The organism is Nocardioides caricicola (assembly GCF_039541135.1).
In the GTDB taxonomy this organism is placed as follows: Bacteria; Actinomycetota; Actinomycetes; order Propionibacteriales; family Nocardioidaceae; genus Nocardioides; species Nocardioides caricicola.
Window position 1 is genome coordinate 138791 of record NZ_BAABFQ010000010.1, and the last position, 15505, is coordinate 154295.

At 72.0% G+C, this 15505-nt stretch carries 15 protein-coding genes; 10 read left to right on the forward strand and 5 right to left on the reverse strand.

Annotated elements, in window-relative coordinates:
• Window positions 1-3: 3 nt before the first annotated feature.
• Complete coding sequence (locus tag ABD875_RS21565) at window positions 4-1359, reverse strand: cation:dicarboxylate symporter family transporter (RefSeq protein ID WP_345182191.1); 1356 nt, start codon at window positions 1357-1359, stop codon at window positions 4-6.
• A gap of 179 nt (window positions 1360-1538) precedes the next feature.
• On the opposite strand from ABD875_RS21565, the gene ABD875_RS21570 reads away from it, so the two are divergent.
• Entirely contained in the window at window positions 1539-2657 is a 1119-nt protein-coding gene (locus ABD875_RS21570) for a hypothetical protein (RefSeq protein WP_345182192.1), read from the forward strand.
• A 30-nt stretch (window positions 2658-2687) separates the two neighbouring features.
• Here the strand turns inward: ABD875_RS21570 and ABD875_RS21575 are convergent, their stop codons facing one another.
• Window positions 2688-4136, reverse strand: a complete 1449-nt coding sequence (locus ABD875_RS21575; RefSeq protein ID WP_345182193.1) for a glycine hydroxymethyltransferase — start codon at window positions 4134-4136, stop codon at window positions 2688-2690.
• Between the two features lie 357 nt (window positions 4137-4493).
• Between ABD875_RS21575 and ABD875_RS21580 the strand changes: the two genes are divergently transcribed.
• From ABD875_RS21580 to ABD875_RS21615, 8 genes are all read left to right on the forward strand, one after another.
• A complete protein-coding gene (locus tag ABD875_RS21580) occupies window positions 4494-6227 on the forward strand; it encodes a nitrite/sulfite reductase (RefSeq protein ID WP_345182196.1) in 1734 nt (577 codons plus the stop codon).
• Window positions 6228-6390: 163 nt separating this feature from the next.
• The gene (locus ABD875_RS21585; RefSeq protein ID WP_345182198.1) at window positions 6391-7137 is read left to right on the forward strand and encodes a phosphoadenylyl-sulfate reductase; all 747 of its coding nucleotides are present in this window, start codon (window positions 6391-6393) and stop codon (window positions 7135-7137) included.
• A 94-nt stretch (window positions 7138-7231) separates the two neighbouring features.
• On the forward strand, window positions 7232-7975 hold the full coding sequence (locus ABD875_RS21590) for a sirohydrochlorin chelatase (RefSeq protein ID WP_345182200.1): 744 nt from the start codon (window positions 7232-7234) through the stop codon (window positions 7973-7975).
• 111 nt (window positions 7976-8086) lie between these two features.
• A complete protein-coding gene (locus ABD875_RS21595; protein WP_345182203.1) occupies window positions 8087-8710 on the forward strand; it encodes a M15 family metallopeptidase in 624 nt (207 codons plus the stop codon).
• Window positions 8707-9846, forward strand: a complete 1140-nt coding sequence (gene alr / locus ABD875_RS21600; RefSeq protein WP_345182205.1) for an alanine racemase — start codon at window positions 8707-8709, stop codon at window positions 9844-9846. The genes ABD875_RS21595 and alr overlap by 4 nt, the downstream gene beginning before the upstream one ends.
• On the forward strand, window positions 9843-10781 hold the full coding sequence (locus ABD875_RS21605; protein ID WP_345182207.1) for a D-alanine--D-alanine ligase family protein: 939 nt from the start codon (window positions 9843-9845) through the stop codon (window positions 10779-10781). Before alr ends, ABD875_RS21605 begins: the two co-directional genes overlap by 4 nt.
• A gap of 18 nt (window positions 10782-10799) precedes the next feature.
• A complete protein-coding gene (locus tag ABD875_RS21610; RefSeq protein WP_345182209.1) occupies window positions 10800-12005 on the forward strand; it encodes a sensor histidine kinase in 1206 nt (401 codons plus the stop codon).
• Complete coding sequence (locus ABD875_RS21615; protein WP_345182211.1) at window positions 12002-12682, forward strand: response regulator; 681 nt, start codon at window positions 12002-12004, stop codon at window positions 12680-12682. Before ABD875_RS21610 ends, ABD875_RS21615 begins: the two co-directional genes overlap by 4 nt.
• Here ABD875_RS21615 and ABD875_RS21620 read toward each other — a convergent pair.
• Window positions 12679-13059 (reverse strand): DUF3037 domain-containing protein, encoded by a 381-nt coding sequence (locus ABD875_RS21620; protein ID WP_345182213.1) that lies wholly within the window; start codon window positions 13057-13059, stop codon window positions 12679-12681. The genes ABD875_RS21615 and ABD875_RS21620 overlap by 4 nt on opposite strands.
• On the reverse strand, window positions 13056-13835 hold the full coding sequence (locus tag ABD875_RS21625; protein WP_345182215.1) for a HipA family kinase: 780 nt from the start codon (window positions 13833-13835) through the stop codon (window positions 13056-13058). The genes ABD875_RS21620 and ABD875_RS21625 overlap by 4 nt, the downstream gene beginning before the upstream one ends.
• A 126-nt stretch (window positions 13836-13961) precedes the next feature.
• Between ABD875_RS21625 and ABD875_RS21630 the strand changes: the two genes are divergently transcribed.
• The gene (locus tag ABD875_RS21630; RefSeq protein ID WP_345182216.1) at window positions 13962-14669 is read left to right on the forward strand and encodes a hypothetical protein; all 708 of its coding nucleotides are present in this window, start codon (window positions 13962-13964) and stop codon (window positions 14667-14669) included.
• Here ABD875_RS21630 and ABD875_RS21635 read toward each other — a convergent pair.
• Window positions 14633-15505, reverse strand: coding sequence for a PPK2 family polyphosphate kinase (locus ABD875_RS21635; protein ID WP_345182218.1), 873 nt, complete (start codon window positions 15503-15505; stop codon window positions 14633-14635). The two genes, ABD875_RS21630 and ABD875_RS21635, sit on opposite strands and share 37 nt — an antisense overlap.

The window sequence follows — 15505 nt, forward strand, 5'->3', positions numbered from 1 at the left end:
CGGTCAGCGAGCTCCTGCCGGTTCAGGCTCGTGGACCGGGTCGTCGAGCATCGTCTGCTCGTCGAACGGCAGCTCGCCGGCGAGCACCTTGTCCAGCCGCTCGCGGTCGACGCCGTCGGTCCAGGTGCCGATGAGGACCGTGGCGACGGAGTTGCCGGCGAAGTTGGTGAGGGCGCGCGCCTCGGACATGAACCGGTCGATGCCGACGATGAGGCCGACGCCGTCGACCAGCTCGGGCCGGTGCGACTGCAGGCCGCCGGCCAGGGTGGCCAGTCCGGCACCGGTGACGCCGGCCGCGCCCTTGGACGCGATGACCATGAAGACCAGCAGCGAGATCTGCGAGCCGATCGACAGCGGGTCGCCCATCGCCTCGGCGATGAACAGCGTGGCCATGGTCAGGTAGATCGCGGTGCCGTCGAGGTTGAAGGAGTAGCCGGTCGGTACGACGATCCCGACGGTTGTCTTGTCCACGCCGGCGTGCTCCATCTTGGCGATCAGCCGCGGCAGCGCGGACTCGGAGGACGACGTCGCGAGGATCAGCAGGAACTCGCGGGCGAGGTAGCGGAACAGCGCGAAGATGTTGATGCCGGCGAAGACGCGCAGCACCGTGCCCAGCACGACGAACACGAACAGCACGCACGTGATGTAGAAGCCCAGCATCAGCACGAGGAGGCTCTTCAGCGCGTCGACGCCCGTCTCCCCCACGACAGCCGAGATCGCGCCGAACGCGCCGATCGGCGCGGCCCACATGATCATCGCGAGCACGCGGAAGACGAGCCGCTGCGCGTACTCGACCACGGTGAGGATCGGCTTGCCGGTGGAGCCCATCTGCTGCAGTGCGAAGCCGATGAGCAGCGCCACCAGCAGGGTCTGGAGCACGTCGCCGGACGTCAGCGACGAGAACAGCGAGTCCGGGATGATCCCGAGCAGGAACTCCGTGGTGCTGGCGTGGCCTTCCTCGGCCTGCGCCGCGCCGGCCGAGGCGAGGTCGTCGCTCAGCTCGAGACCCGAGCCCGGCTTCAGGATGTTGCCGACCACCAGGCCGATCGTCAGGGCGAACGTCGACATCACCAGGAAGTAGACGAGCGCGCCGAGGCCGACCTTGCCGACCTTGGCGGCACTGGCCACGGACCCGACGCCGAGCACGATCGTGCAGAAGATCACCGGCTGGATCATCATCGTGATCAGCCCGACGAAGCCGTCACCCAGCGGTTTCAGCTCCACGGCGAAGTCGGGGAACAGCAGCCCGACCACGATGCCGAGGCCGACCGCGACGATCACCGCGATGTAGAGCCAGTGGGTGCGGTTCTTCGGAGGCGGTGCGGCGTTGTCGCGTCGGCTTTCGGCCGTGGCAGTCATGAGGTCTCCCGAGACGAGGACGATGTGCTCTAGGCGATGTGCTCTAGGCGACGCGTACCCGGCACCGCGCACGGCAAACGGCGGCGCGCTGCTGGTGGTCTAGCTCCGCGCCGATTCGGCGACACTCCCGGTCCCGTGCCCCTAGCGTCGGAGCTCCACGTCCACCGGGAGCTGCCACGATGAGAAGTCAGACTCGAGCCCGTGTCCTCGGATCCACCGTCGCCGTCGTCGCGCTCACGGCGACGGTGGTGACCGGCTACGCCGCCAGCACCGATCGGCCGACCTCGACCGTCACCGCCTGCGTGAGCGTGAAGACCGGCGCAATGCGGCTGGAGCGACCGGGCGCGCCGTGCGTCACCGAGGGCCCGCGGGCTGAGCGGGAGCGCCGGGTGTCGTGGAACAAGCGCGGCGCCCGCGGCGTGGACGGCGTGGACGGCGCGAGCATCCTGACCGGCGAAGGGCCGCCGGCCGACGACGTGGGCGTGGCCGGCGACCTGTACTTCGACACGCAGGCCCGCGAGATCTACGGCCCGAAGGCCGAGGCGTGGCCCGAGGACGGCGTGAGCCTGCAGGGCGAGGCGGGCGCCGGAGCCGCGGGGCCGCCCGGACCCGCAGGACCCGCAGGACCCGCCGGCCCCGCCGGGTCGGTCGGACCGGCGGGCCCAGCAGGGTCGGCGGGACCGGCCGGGTCCCCGGGTGCTGACGGCACCGACGGGGCCGACGGCGCGGACGGGGCGGACGGGGCCGACGGGTCGGGCGTCACTGCGATGACCTCGGGAAGCGGTGGTCTGGCCACGCTCACCACGCCGCCCGGCGGTGGCACGGGAGCCGGCGTGGCGTTGCCGATCTCCGGCTCCGGCTTCGTCGGCAGCATCGACATGTCCAGCCCACTCAGCGCGAGCTCGCCCACCGGCCCGGCGGCGATGGCGCAGATCATCCCCACGAACCAGACCCTGTCGTCCTTCTCGGCGCGCGGGGTGCTGCTCAGCAACGTCGGCTTCTTCGGCACCGGGGCCGGCCTGTCGATCCAGGCCCAGCTCTACACCGCGCCGGCCTCCGGTGCCGCGCCGTTCACACCGGTACCGGGCGCCGGGTGCACGCTCTCACCGCCGTTCAACACGATCGCCGTCGCCGGCAGCGTCGGCCAGTGCCGGGTGACGGGTCTGAACGCCGCGCTCACGGCCGGCGACCTGGCGGTGATCGTGTTCAGCGCGACCTCCACCGCGAGCGTGGTGCCTCCGTCGACCACCGTGACGGCACTGTCGGAGCTGCTGAGCGCCGGGCTGACCCTGTCCTGAGATCGTCCTGGCCTCGGCCCTCGGGCCGGGTCAGGCCAGGTCGAGACCCGGGTAGAGCGGGTGCTTGTCGAGCATCTCGGCGGAGGCGTCCTTGACCTTGTCGGCCACGCCGTCGGCGAGGGTGTACGACGCCTTCGACGGCTCGCCCGCCTTCGTGGTGCCCGGCTGCGTGTTCTGCAGGACGTGCACGATCAGCTCGGCGACCCGGTCGAACTCGTCGTGGCCGAAGCCGCGGGTGGTGAGCGCCGGGGTGCCGAGGCGGATGCCGGAGGTGTACCAGGCGCCGTTGGGGTCGCGCGGGACGGAGTTGCGGTTGGTGACCACGCCGGCGTCGAGCAGCGCGGACTCGGCCTGGCGGCCGGTGAGGCCGAACGACGAGACGTCGAGCAGCACCAGGTGGTTGTCGGTGCCGCCGGTGACCAGCTGCGCGCCGCGCGACAGGAAGCCGTCGGCGAGCGACTTCGCGTTGTCGGCGATGCTCTGCGCGTAGGTCTGGAACGAGGGCTGGCGGGCCTCCGCGAACGCCACCGCCTTCGCGGCCATCACGTGCGACAGCGGGCCGCCGAGCACCATCGGGCAGCCCCGGTCGACGCTGGGGGCGTACTCCTCGGTCGCCAGGATGAAGCCGCCGCGCGGGCCGCGCAGGGACTTGTGCGACGTGCTGGTGACGACGTGCGCGTGCGGGACCGGGTCCTCGTCGCCGGTGAACACCTTGCCGGCCACCAGGCCCGCGAAGTGGGCCATGTCGACCATGAGGGTGGCGCCCACCTCGTCGGCGATCTCGCGCATCTTCGCGAAGTTCACGCGGCGGGGGTACGCCGAGTAGCCCGCCACGATTACCAGCGGCTTGAACTCGCGCGCCTTGGCGCGGAGCGCGTCGTAGTCGAGCAGCCCGGTCTCCGGGTCGGTGCCGTACTGCTGCTGGTGGAACATCTTGCCGCTGATGTTCGGGCGGAAGCCGTGGGTGAGGTGGCCGCCGGCGTCGAGGCTCATGCCCAGCAGCCGCTGGTTGCCGAGCTCGTGGCGCAGCTTCTCCCACTCCTCCTCGGAGAGGTCGTTCATGTTCTTGACGCCGGCCTTCTCGATCCACGGCCCCTCGACGCGGTGGGCGAGGATCGCCCAGTACGCCGTCAGGTTGGCGTCGATCCCGGAGTGCGGCTGGACGTAGGCGTACTCGGCGCCGAACAGCTCGCGCGCGTGCTCGGCGGCCAGCGCCTCGACGGTGTCGACGTTCTGGCAGCCGGCGTAGAAGCGGTGCCCGACCGTGCCCTCGGCGTACTTGTCGCTGAACCAGGTGCCCATGGTGAGCAGCACGGCCGGCGAGGCGTAGTTCTCGCTCGCGATCAGCTTGAGCGATCCGCGCTGGTCGGCCAGCTCCTGGCGGGTGGCGTCCGCGATCCGCGGCTCGACCGAGGCGATCACCTCGAGAGCCTGCTGGTAGGCGCTGCTGGTCAGGGAGTCGATGCGCTGGTCGCTCATGGCGCCCAGCCTATGACCGTGAGCGCCGCAGTGACGCACCGGGAATGTGACGTGGGCCGCAGGTGTTCCACGGTTGAGCGCGGCATCCCGGTCGCGTGTCTCAGATATTGAATGGCGGTCTCGCATCATGAGATTTCGCCTTGTGGGAACACCGTCCGACCCGTGAGACTCCTTGACATGATCAGCGCTGCAACGACGACGTACCTCGTGGCCCGACGCCACGTGGACTTCGGTCGTACCCGCAGCATGATGTGTTGGCATTCCTGACCAGCAGCCCTGCTCCTGGCCGATGACCTCCCGGCAACGTCGCCGGTCGAGCGTCGCGAGCCCCGCCGTCTCGTCAAGGAATCGACTGACATGTCCGACCCTCGCTTCACCGCCAAGCGTGCCGAGCGCACCGAGATCCCCCGCCCCAAGCGCGGCGAGGGCCAGTGGGCGCTGGGGTACACCGAGCCGCTGAACAAGAACGAGCAGTCCAAGAAGGACGACAGCCCGCTCAACGTCCGCGACCGGATCCTCTACACCTACTCCAAGCGCGGCTTCGACTCGATCGACCCCGCCGACCTGCGCGGCCGGTTCCGCTGGATGGGCCTCTACACGCAGCGCAAGCCCGGCATCGACGGCGGCAAGACCGCGATCCTCGACGAGGAGGAGCTGGACGACCGCTACTTCATGCTGCGGGTCCGCTCCGACGGCAAGCTCCTCTCCCCCGCGACCGTCCGCACGCTCGGCCAGATCGGCGTCGACTTCGCGCGCGACACCGCCGACGTGACCGACCGCGAGAACATCCAGTACCACTGGATCCGCATCGAGGACGTCCCCGCGATCTGGGAGCGGCTCGACGCCTCCGGGCTGCACAGCCTCGAGGCGTGCGGCGACTCGCCGCGGCCGTTCCTCGGCTCGCCGGTCGCCGGCGTCGCGGTCGACGAGATCATCGACGGCACCTCGGCGCTCGCCGAGATCGAGCGCCGCTACATCGGCAACCCGGACTTCGCGAACTTCCCCCGCAAGTTCAAGACCGCGCTCACCGGCCACCCGTCGCACGACGTGGCGCCGGAGATCAACGACATCGCGTTCGTCGGCACGGTGCACCCCGAGCACGGTCCGGGCTTCGACCTCTGGGTCGGCGGCGGCCTGTCCACCAACCCGATGCTCGCGCAGAAGATGGGCGTCTGGATCCCGCTCGACGAGGTGCCCGACGCCTGGGAGGCCGTCGCCTCGATCTTCCGCGACTACGGCTACCGCCGGCTCCGCTCGCGGGCTCGCCTGAAGTTCCTCGTCGCCGACTGGGGCATCGAGAAGTTCCGCGAGGTCATGGAGAACGAGTACCTCGACCGCCGGCTCGTCTCGAACCCGTCGCCGGAGTCGCCCGTCGGCCACCGCGACCACATCGGCGTGCACGACCAGAAGGACGGCAAGAAGTACGTCGGCATCGCGCCGACCGCCGGCCGGGTCTCGGGCACGCTGCTGGTGCAGCTCGCCGACCTGCTGGACAAGCACGGCGTCGCGGGCGCCCGGCTCACGCCGTACCAGAAGATCGTGCTGATCGGGGTCGAGCCGGACGCCGTCGACGCGCTCCTCGACGACCTGGACGAGATCGGCCTCTCGGGGCGCCCGTCGAACTGGCGGCGCAACACCATGGCCTGCACCGGCATCGAGTTCTGCAAGCTCGCGATCGTCGACACCAAGCACCGCGCCCGCGACCTGGTCGCCGAGCTCGAGAAGCGCTTCCCGGGCCTCGACACCCCGATCACGGTCAACGTGAACGGGTGCCCGAACGCCTGCGCGCGCACCCAGGTCGCCGACATCGGCCTCAAGGGCCAGCTCGTGATGCAGGACGGCCAGCAGGTGGAGGGCTTCCAGGTGCACCTCGGCGGCGCGACCGGCCTGCAGGCGAACTTCGGCCGCAAGCTGCGCGCCCACAAGGTCACCAGCGCCGGGCTGGACGACTACGTGTCCGCCCTCGTGACCAACTACCTGGCCGACCGCGAGGAAGGCGAGTCGTTCACCACCTGGGTGCTGCGAGCCGACGAGGAGCTGGTGCGCGGCGACAAGACCGTGGAGCCCGCTCTCGAGGGTGCGCTGTCATGAGCGAACGCGCGGTCCCCTTCCACTGCCCGTACTGCGGCGACGAGGACCTGCGCCCGCACGAGGGAGCCCACGGCTCCTGGGAGTGCCGTTCCTGCATGCGTGCCTTCAGCCTGAAGCTGATCGGGCTGCTCCGACCCTCTGCCAACGAAGGGAGAGGACCGTCATGACCGCCGCCACCACCCGCTCCGCCCGTGACTACCGCGGCACCGAGACCGAGGGCCGCTCCCCCGAGGAGCTGCGCGAGCTCGTGTCCCACTGGGGCGCCGAGCTCGAGCTGGCTCCCGCCGAGCACATCATCGAGTGGGCCGTCGCGACGTTCGGCGAGCGCTTCTGCGTGACGTCGTCCATGGGCGACGCCGTGCTCGCCGACCTGGCGTCGAAGGTCGCGCCCGGCCTCGACGTGGTCTTCCTGGACACCGGCTACCACTTCGTCGAGACCATCGGCACCCGCGACGCCGTCGAGGCGACGATGCCGGTCAACTTGATCACGATCACGCCCGTGCAGTCGGTCGCCGAGCAGGACGCGGCGTACGGCAAGGACCTGTACAAGACCGACCCGGACCTGTGCTGCAAGCTGCGCAAGGTCCAGCCGCTGGCGGACTCGCTCGACAACTACGACGCCTGGGCGACCGGCCTGCGCCGCGCGGAGACCCACAACCGGGTCATCGCGCCGGTCATCGGCTGGGACGCCAAGAAGGGCAAGGTCAAGGTCTCCCCGCTGGCCCGCTGGAGCGACGAGCAGGTCGAGCGCTACATCGCCGAGAACGGCGTGCTGGTCAACCCGCTCGTGTACGACGGCTACCCGTCGATCGGCTGCTGGCCGTGCACGCGCCGGGTCGCCCCGGGCGAGGACCCGCGCAGCGGGCGCTGGGCCGGCACCAACAAGACCGAGTGCGGGATCCACTCATGATCGCGCGCTACGAGCAGACCGGCAGCGTGGCCGACTCTGCAGCCCGCACCGGGCACACCCCCGAAGGAACACGCACCGCGAAGGAGGCAGTGTGATGGCTGCTCCCGCACTGGTGGCCCTGGCTCACGGAAGCCGTGACCCGAGGTCCTCCGCGACCATCAAGGCGCTCGTCGACGAGGTCCGGGCGATGCGTCCCGACCTGCGCGTCGAGGCGGCATTCCTGGAGCTGTCGAAGCCGTCGTTCACGACGGTCGTCGACAAGCTGGTCAAGGCCGGGTTCGACGAGATCGTGGTCGTGCCGCTGCTGCTGACCGACGCCTACCACGCGAAGGTCGACGTGCCCGAGGCCGTCGCGGACGCGCAGACGCGGCACCCGGGACTCAAGGTCCGGGCGACGTCGATCCTGGGCCTCGAGCCGCAGTTCCTCGAGATCCTCGACGTCCGGATGCGCGAGGCGCTGAAGGCCGCGCGGGTGCGCGAGCTCGACGCGCTGGTGCTGGCCGCAGCCGGCTCGAGCGACCCGCTCGCCAACCAGTCGGTCGCCCGGCTGGCCCGGGTCTGGTCGGCTCGGCACAAGCTGCCCGTCACCGCGGCGTTCGCGTCGTCCTCCCCGCCGGCCACCGGCGAGGCGGTGCGCGCGTTCCGCGCGGAGGGCCGGCGCAACATCGCGGTCGCGTCGCTGTTCCTGGCGCCCGGGTTCCTCCCGGACCGGGCCGCGGAGCTGGCCGTCGAGGCCGGCGCCATCGCGGTCTCCGACCCGCTGGGTGCGCACCCGGAGCTGGCCCGCACGGTCCTGGCGCGGTACGCCGTCGGCGCCGTGGAGCTCGTCCCCGTCTAGAGAACCTGGGTCTAGAACCTGGGTCTGATACCTGGGTCTGATACCTGGGGCCAGCCGCTCGGCACCTGAGGTGGAGGCGCGGGGGGTGTCGCCGTTCCTAGCGTGGACGGCATGACGATCCTCCTGTCCGACGCCCGGGTCCGGGCCCTGCCCGTGGTCGAGTGCGGGGAGCCGCTGGTGCGGCTCCCCGCCCCGCTCTCCCCCGCTGGCGCGCTGGTGCGCGCCGGCCTCGGCGACCGGCTCCTGGCCGCCGACGCCCAGCTGCCGCCGGGGATCGCGCTGCGCGTCGTCGAGGGACACCGGCCGGTCGAGCAGCAGCACGCGATCATCGCGTCGTACTCCGCCGAGCTGTGCGCCCGGCACCCCGGGATCGGCGCCGCCGAGCTGGAGCGGTTGACCAGCCGGTTCGTGTCCCCGGTCGACGTCGCACCGCACGTGGCGGGCGCCGCCGTCGACCTCACCCTGGTCGACGCCTGCGGCGAGGAGCTCGACCTCGGCACCCCGATCGACGCGACCCCCGAGGACAGCGACGGCCGCTGCTTCTTCGCGGCCGACGGCATCGGGGCGGACGCCCGAGCCCACCGCACGCTGCTCGCGGAGGTCCTCGAGGCGCAGGGGCTGGTGAACTACCCGACCGAGTGGTGGCACTGGAGCTTCGGCGACCGGTACTGGGCGCTGGTCACCGGCGCCCAGCACGCCGTCTACGGCCCGCTCGACGTCGCGGTCGCAGCATGACCGCCGTCGTCGCCACCCGGCCCCGCACCGGGTCCGGTCCCCGCCTCGAGGTCGACCTCGGCGCGGTCGCGGACAACACCCGGCTGCTCGCGCGCCGGGCCGCGGGCGAGCTGATGGCGGTCGTGAAGGCCGACGGCTTCGGGCACGGCGCGCTCGACGTGGCCCGGACGGCGCTCGCCCACGGCGCCACCCGGCTCGGGGTCACCTCGCTGGACGAGGCGTGGCCGCTGCTCGAGCTCGGCGCCCCGGTGCTGTCCTGGCTCAACGCCGTCGACGCCGACTTCGCCATGGCCACCGCGCGCGGCGTCGAGGTCGCCGTGCCGTCGATGCAGCACCTCGCCGCGGTCGCCGCGGCGCCGGGCCGCACCCGGGTGCACCTGCACGTCGACGCCGGCATGGCCCGCGACGGTGCGGACCCGTCGAGCTGGTCGCTGCTGTGCCGTACGGCCCGGCGGGCCGAGCAGCGCGGCGAGGTCGAGGTCGTCGGCGTCATGGGCCACCTGGGCTGCGCCGGGACGCCCGGAGACGAGTGCAACGCCCTCGGCCGCACCCGCTTCGTCTGGGCGCTCGAGCAGGCGCGCGCCGCAGGTCTGCGGCCCCGCGACCGCCACCTCGCGAGCACGGCCGCGACCCTGACCGACCCGCGGACCCACCACACGATGAGCCGGGTCGGTGCCGGCCTGGTCGGCATCGACCCGTCCGGGTCGACTGCGTTGCGGGGCGCGATGACGCTGACCGCGCCGGTCGTGTCGGTCCGGCGGGTGCGGGCCGGGACCCCGGTCGGGTACGGCCACGCCCACCGGACCACGAGCGCGACCCACCTCGGGCTGGTGCCCCTGGGGTACGCCGACGGGCTGCCCCGCGCCGCCTCGGGTCGCGCCGAGGTGCTGGTGCGCGGCCTCCGGCGCCCGGTCGTCGGCCTGGTCTCGATGGACCAGCTGGTCGTCGACCTGGGGCAGCGCGGCGTCGACCTCGGCGAGACCGTGACCGTCTTCGGGCCCGGCGACGCCGGCGAGCCGACCGTCGCGGACTGGGCGGCCGCAGCCGGCACCATCGAGCACGAGGTCGTCACCGGGATCGGCGCCCGCGTCGAGCGCCGGGTGCTCGGTGCCACCCACCTGAGGAGCCTGTCGTGAGGACCCGCGTGGCCGTGATCGGCGGCGGACAGAACTGCGAGCACGACGTGTCGCTCGCCTCGGCAGCCTCCGTCGTGGCCGGGCTCGACCCGGCGACGTACGACGTCGTGCCGCTCACGATCGGCCGGGACGGCACCTGGCGCGACCGCGGGATGCGCCCGATCGGGCTCAGCGGCGCGGCGGAGGTGCTGCGCGGCTGCGACGTGGTGTTCCCGGTCGTGCACGGCCCGCGCGGCGAGGACGGCGCGCTGGCGGCGCTCTGCGAGCTCGCGGGGCTGCCGTACGTCGGCTCCGGCATCCGGCCGGGCGCGCTCGCCATGGACAAGTGGGCGACCAAGCTGGTCGCCCAGGCGGTCGGGATCGCCACCGCGCCAGGGGGCCTGGTGACCGCGGCGACCGCCGCGCACCTGCGCTGGAGCCGGCCCGTCGTCGTGAAGCCCGTCGCCGCCGGGTCCAGCCTCGGCGTCAGCCTGGTGACCGCACCGGAGGCGCTGCGGCCGGCCCTGGACGCGGCGCTCGCGCTCGACGACCGCGTGCTCGTCGAGGACGTCGTCGCGGGTCGCGAGATCGACGTCGCCGTGCTGCGCCGTGCCGACGGCCGCGTGGTCGCGGCCCCGGCCCTCGAGATCGTGGCGCAGGGGCTGTTCGACTACGACGCCAAGTACGGCGGGCACGCGGACTTCCGCGTCCCGGCGGTGCTCGACGACGTGGACGCCAAGGCGCTCGAGGACGCCGCGCTGTCGGCGTACGACGCTCTCGGCTGTGCGGGCGTCGTGCGCGTCGACTTCTTCCTGACCGAGGCCGGTCCGGTGCTCAACGAGGTCAACACCACACCCGGCATGACCCAGCACTCGCAGGTACCACGGATGTTCGCGGCCGCGGGCCTGTCGTACGCCGACCTCCTGGACGAGCTCGTGCGGGGAGCGCATCGCTGAATGTGGAACGCTGACCCCATGAGCGACTGGCGGCGATTCATCCCGGACGCCGTCGCCGCCGGCTTCGTGCTGCTCGTCGGACTCCTCGAGATCCAGCGCAACTGGTACGTCGACCTCGCGCCCGACTCGCTCGTCATCGTCGTCGCCCTGGCTGCCGCAGTCGGGCTCTGCCGGGCCCTGCCCGCGGCCGCGCTCGCGCTCGCCTGGCTGATCGCGGCGGTCCAGGTCTCCAGCGACACCTACGTGCTGACCGTCGAGCTCGCCCTCGCGGTCGTGGCCTTCGGCTGCGCCCGGTGGGGGTCGACGCTGGTCGTCTGGCTGAGCGGGCTCTCGATCCCGCTCGGCGCGGTCATCGCCGTCCGCTGGCTCGACTCGGACCTGGTGCTGCGCCTGACCGAGCGAGCCGGGTTGGACACGCTGGCCGACGCGGCGTACCGCGGCGGCGACTGGCGGCTCACCATCGGCGTGATGCTGCTGGCGATCCTCATGGCGCCGTGGCTGCTCGGGCTGGCGCTGCGGTTCTCGACACGCGCCGACCAGTCGCGCGCGTCGCAGCAGGTCGCCGAGGCCGAGCGCGACCAGGCCGAGCAGATCGCCCGGCTGCGCGCCGAGCAGGCCCAGCTCGCGCGCGACGTCCACGACGTCGTCGGCCACTCCCTGGCGGTGATCCTGGCGCAGGCCGAGTCGGCGCAGTACCTCGACGACGTGGACACCCAGGGGCTCAAGCGCACGATGGCGAACATCGCCACCGCGGCGCGCACCTCCCTCGACGACGTCCGCCAGGTGCTCGCCTCGACGTCCGGCGCGCCCGCCGCGCCGGCCCGGCACGCCGACCTGGACAGCCTGATCGAGGGGGTCCGCGCCAGCGGACACGAGGTCGTCAGCAGCGAGGTCGGGGTGCCACACCCGCTGCCACCGGAGATCGAGGTGGTGGCGTTCCGGGTGCTGCAGGAGATGCTCACCAACGCGATCAAGCACGGCCGCCGCGACCAGCCGGTCCGTGTCGAGCGGCACTGGGAGGGCGACCTGCGCATCGAGGTCGCGAACACCGTCGATCATGCGACGGAGGAGACCCAGCCGATCCAGGCAGTGCCCGGCGGCCAGGGCCTCGACGGCATGCGCGGCCGGCTGGAGGCGGTCGGCGGCCGGCTCGACGTACGCCGCCGCATCGAGCCGCCGACCTTCACCGCGACGGCGTGGGTGCCGCTGAGGAGCAAGCCGTGACAGATCTCGGACCGGCCACGGAGCAGATCTCGGTGCTCCTCGTCGACGACCAGGACCTCTTCCGCGAGGGCGTCCGCGTCATCGTCGACGCCCAGGACGGCATGGGCGTCGTCGGCACCGCGGCCGACGGCCTCCAGGGGGTCGAGCTGGTCGACGAGCTCGAGCCGGACGTCGTGCTCATGGACATCCGGATGCCGGAGATGGACGGCGTCGAGGCGACCCGGCAGATCTTCCTGCCCGACCGGGCCGCGCGGCGCTCGAAGCCGGTGCGCGTCATCGTGCTCACGACGTTCAACCTCGACGACCGGGCGGCGACCGCGATCCGGTACGGCGCCAGCGGGTTCCTCCTCAAGAGCACGACGCCCGTGATGCTGCGCGACGCCATCCGCACGGTGCACGCCGGGAACGCCGTGCTCGCCCCCAGCGACCTGTCGACGCTCCTGGAGGGGCAGTTCCGCGACCGTGCCCCGGCGCCGGCGGCGTTCCTCGGCCTCACCGACAAGGAGCGCGAGGTGTTCGGCGCGGTCGCGCAGGGGCTGTCCAACACCGAGATCGGCGCGCAGATCTTCGCCAGCGAGTCGACCGTGAAGACCCACGTCGGGGCGATCCTGCGCAAGCTCGGGCTGCGCGACCGGGTGCAGATCGTGGTCTTCGCCCACGAGCACGGGCTGGTCTAGGAGACCAGCTTCTCCACCAGGTGCTGGAGCTGGCGGGCCGGGTCCGTGGTGACGCCGCCGTGCACGGGACCGGGCTGGATCACGGTGCTGCGCGGCGCCTTGAGGAAGCCGAAACGCTGGGTCAGCGGGGCCTGCGCCGCCGCGCCGCCGCGCTCGTCGCCGGCGCACACGCCCTCGACGAACTCCAACGCCTCGCAGACCTGGTCGAGGTCGAGCCGCGGGTCGAACGCCCGCAGCCGCTCGCGGTCGACGTGCCAGGCGACGTCGAGGTAGTCGGTGGCCTGGCAGTAGACGACGACCCCGACGTTCACGAACTCCTCGCGGTCCACGCGCGGCACGCACCGGAGCACGACGTACTGGTAGGCGAGCTTGCTCACGACGCCGCGACCCCCGTCGGATCCTCCGGCAGCCACTGCCGCGTCTCGAGCCGGGCCGTGAGGAACCGGACGTAGGCGGCACGCACGGCGTCCGGGGTCTCCGCGCCCGGCACCGGCTCGAGCCACTCGTCGGGGACGAGCGCCAGGATCTCGGCGAACACCTGCTCGCCGAGGATCGCGACGACCTCGGCCTCCACGGCAGCGAGGCCGGCCGTGTGCGCGGCGAAGACATGGTCCTCGGGGCTCCACGGCTGGCGAGCGAACCGGGCAGGGTCGGTCACCCCGCCGCCCCAGGCGTGGTGGAAGTACAGCGCCGCGCCGTGGTCGATCACCCACAGGTCCCCGTGCCAGACGAGAAGGTTCGGGTTGCGCCAGGAGCGGTCGACGTTCGCCGTGAACGCGTCCAGCCAGAGCACCCTCGCCGCGACCTCGGACCCCGCCGAGGTGTGGCTGTCGAAGCCGAACGCGCCGGGCAGGAAGTCGATGCCGAGGTTGAGGCCGGGGCTGCGGTTCAGCAGGTCCTGGACCTCCTCGTCGGCCTCGTAGCGCGCGATGTCCGGGTCGAGGTCGAGCGCCACGAGCTGCGGCGTGCGCAGCCCGATGCGGCGGGCGATCTCCCCGACGACCACCTCGGCGACCAGCACCCGGAGACCCTGGCCGGCGCCGCGGAACTTGCAGACGTAGGTGCCGAGGTCGTCGCCCTCGACGATGCCGGGCAGGCTGCCGCCCTCACGCAACGGGGTCACGTAGCGGGTCACCGCGACGGTCGGGATCACCGGTTCACCCTAGTGGGCTCGTGAATCACCCGTCCCACCGGTTTCCCGGGCACCGGTGTCGGGTAGTCGAGGCCTGGGCACTCGGGGCCCACCCCACTCGGACACGTCAAGACAGGAAGTCTGCCCATGCGCCTTCGTCGCATCCTCGCCGCCGTCGTGGTCACCACCCTCGCCGCGCCGGCCGCCCTCCTCACGTCGCCGACCACCGCGTCGGCCGCGACCGCCACCCAGATCGTCGGTGGCACCGACGGCAAGGGCTGGATCTACCGGTCCAGCAGCTACGCCAGCCAACCGGGCGCTCCGGTCTTCGGCGACACCTTCTCCCTGTCGATCAACGTCGTCGCCGGCAGCAGCCAGGTCTACGACGGCACGCTCACCGTCCAGCGCCAGCTGCCCGGCAAGGACTGGAAGACCATCAAGACCTCGAGCTCGGCGTACCTCTACGACAGCATCAAGGCGGTCGGCAACGCGAACTACCGGGTGCTCTACAGCGGGAGTGGGGACTACGCACCGTCCTCGGCCGGCGTGAGCTCCCAGGTGCAGCGCAAGCTCGACTACTCCAACGTCGGCGGCCGCACGGTCGTGCTCGCCGGCAAGGTGAGCCCGAAGTACAAGGGCAAGATCGCGATCTTCAAGCAGCAGGGCAAGAAGTGGAAGAAGTTCAAGACCATCAAGAGCAACCGGAAGGGCAAGTTCCGCACGCCGCTGCCGGCGCCGCGGTCGGGCCGCTACTACTTCAAGATCGAGATCCCCGCGAGCCGCGCCTTCGCGAAGACGCAGAGCGGGAAGTTCTACACCTACTCGGTCCGAGCATCGGCCCGAGGCTCGATCTGAGCATCCTCTGACAGGAGCCTGGCCCGCTCGCCGGCGACGTCGAAGTCGGCAGCGGGCCAGGTCAGCTCGAGGCCGCGCAGCGCGGCCATCAGCAGCTGGCCGACGGCCAGGTTGCGGTACCACTTCTTGTCACTGGGGACGACGTACCACGGCGCGTGGTCGGTGTTGGTCCGCTGGAGCGCGAGCTCGTACGCCGTGCGGTAGTCGTCCCACCTCGCCCGCACGTCGAGATCCCCGGGGTTGTACTTCCAGTGCTTGCTCGGGTCGTCGAGGCGAGCCAGCAGGCGCTCCTTCTGCTCCTCGCGCGAGATGTGCAGCAGGCACTTGACCACGACCGTGCCGCCCTCGACCAGCTCGCGCTCGAAGTCGTTGATCCGCGCGTATCGGCTCGCGACCTCGTCCGGCGAGGCGAGACCCTCGACCCGGGCGACCAGCACGTCCTCGTAGTGGGAGCGGTCGAAGACCCCGAGGTAGCCCGGCTCCGGCAGCGCGCGGCGGACCCGCCAGAGGAAGTCGTGCTCGAGCTCCTCGGGCGTGGGCTTCTTGAACGAGGTGATCCGCACGCCCTGCGGGTCGACCAGGCCGACCGTGTGCCGCACCACGCCGCCCTTGCCCGAGGTGTCGAGTCCTTGGAGGACCAGCAGCACCCGCCGGCGCGACGTCTCGGCCCGGCCGCCGGCGTACAGGCGCTCCTGCAGGTCGGCGAGCTCGGGCCCGTGCTCCTCCATGGCGAGCTGGCCGGCCTTCTTGCCCCGGGTCCAGCCCGGCGTGGTGTCGGTCGGGATCGCCGTGAGGTCGACCGGGCCGGGGGCGAGCTGCAGCGGGTGCGGGGTCAC

Coding starts and splice junctions, on each gene's coding strand:
- ABD875_RS21570 (WP_345182192.1), top strand. CDS start 1,539: ATGAGAAGTCAGACTCGAGCCCGTGTCCTCGGATCCACCGTCGCCGTC.
- ABD875_RS21590 (WP_345182200.1), top strand. CDS start 7,232: ATGGCTGCTCCCGCACTGGTGGCCCTGGCTCACGGAAGCCGTGACCCG.
- ABD875_RS21595 (WP_345182203.1), top strand. CDS start 8,087: ATGACGATCCTCCTGTCCGACGCCCGGGTCCGGGCCCTGCCCGTGGTC.
- ABD875_RS21585 (WP_345182198.1), top strand. CDS start 6,391: ATGACCGCCGCCACCACCCGCTCCGCCCGTGACTACCGCGGCACCGAG.
- ABD875_RS21580 (WP_345182196.1), top strand. CDS start 4,494: ATGTCCGACCCTCGCTTCACCGCCAAGCGTGCCGAGCGCACCGAGATC.
- ABD875_RS21565 (WP_345182191.1), bottom strand. CDS start 1,359: ATGACTGCCACGGCCGAAAGCCGACGCGACAACGCCGCACCGCCTCCG.
- ABD875_RS21630 (WP_345182216.1), top strand. CDS start 13,962: ATGCGCCTTCGTCGCATCCTCGCCGCCGTCGTGGTCACCACCCTCGCC.
- ABD875_RS21610 (WP_345182209.1), top strand. CDS start 10,800: ATGAGCGACTGGCGGCGATTCATCCCGGACGCCGTCGCCGCCGGCTTC.
- alr (WP_345182205.1), top strand. CDS start 8,707: ATGACCGCCGTCGTCGCCACCCGGCCCCGCACCGGGTCCGGTCCCCGC.
- ABD875_RS21575 (WP_345182193.1), bottom strand. CDS start 4,136: ATGAGCGACCAGCGCATCGACTCCCTGACCAGCAGCGCCTACCAGCAG.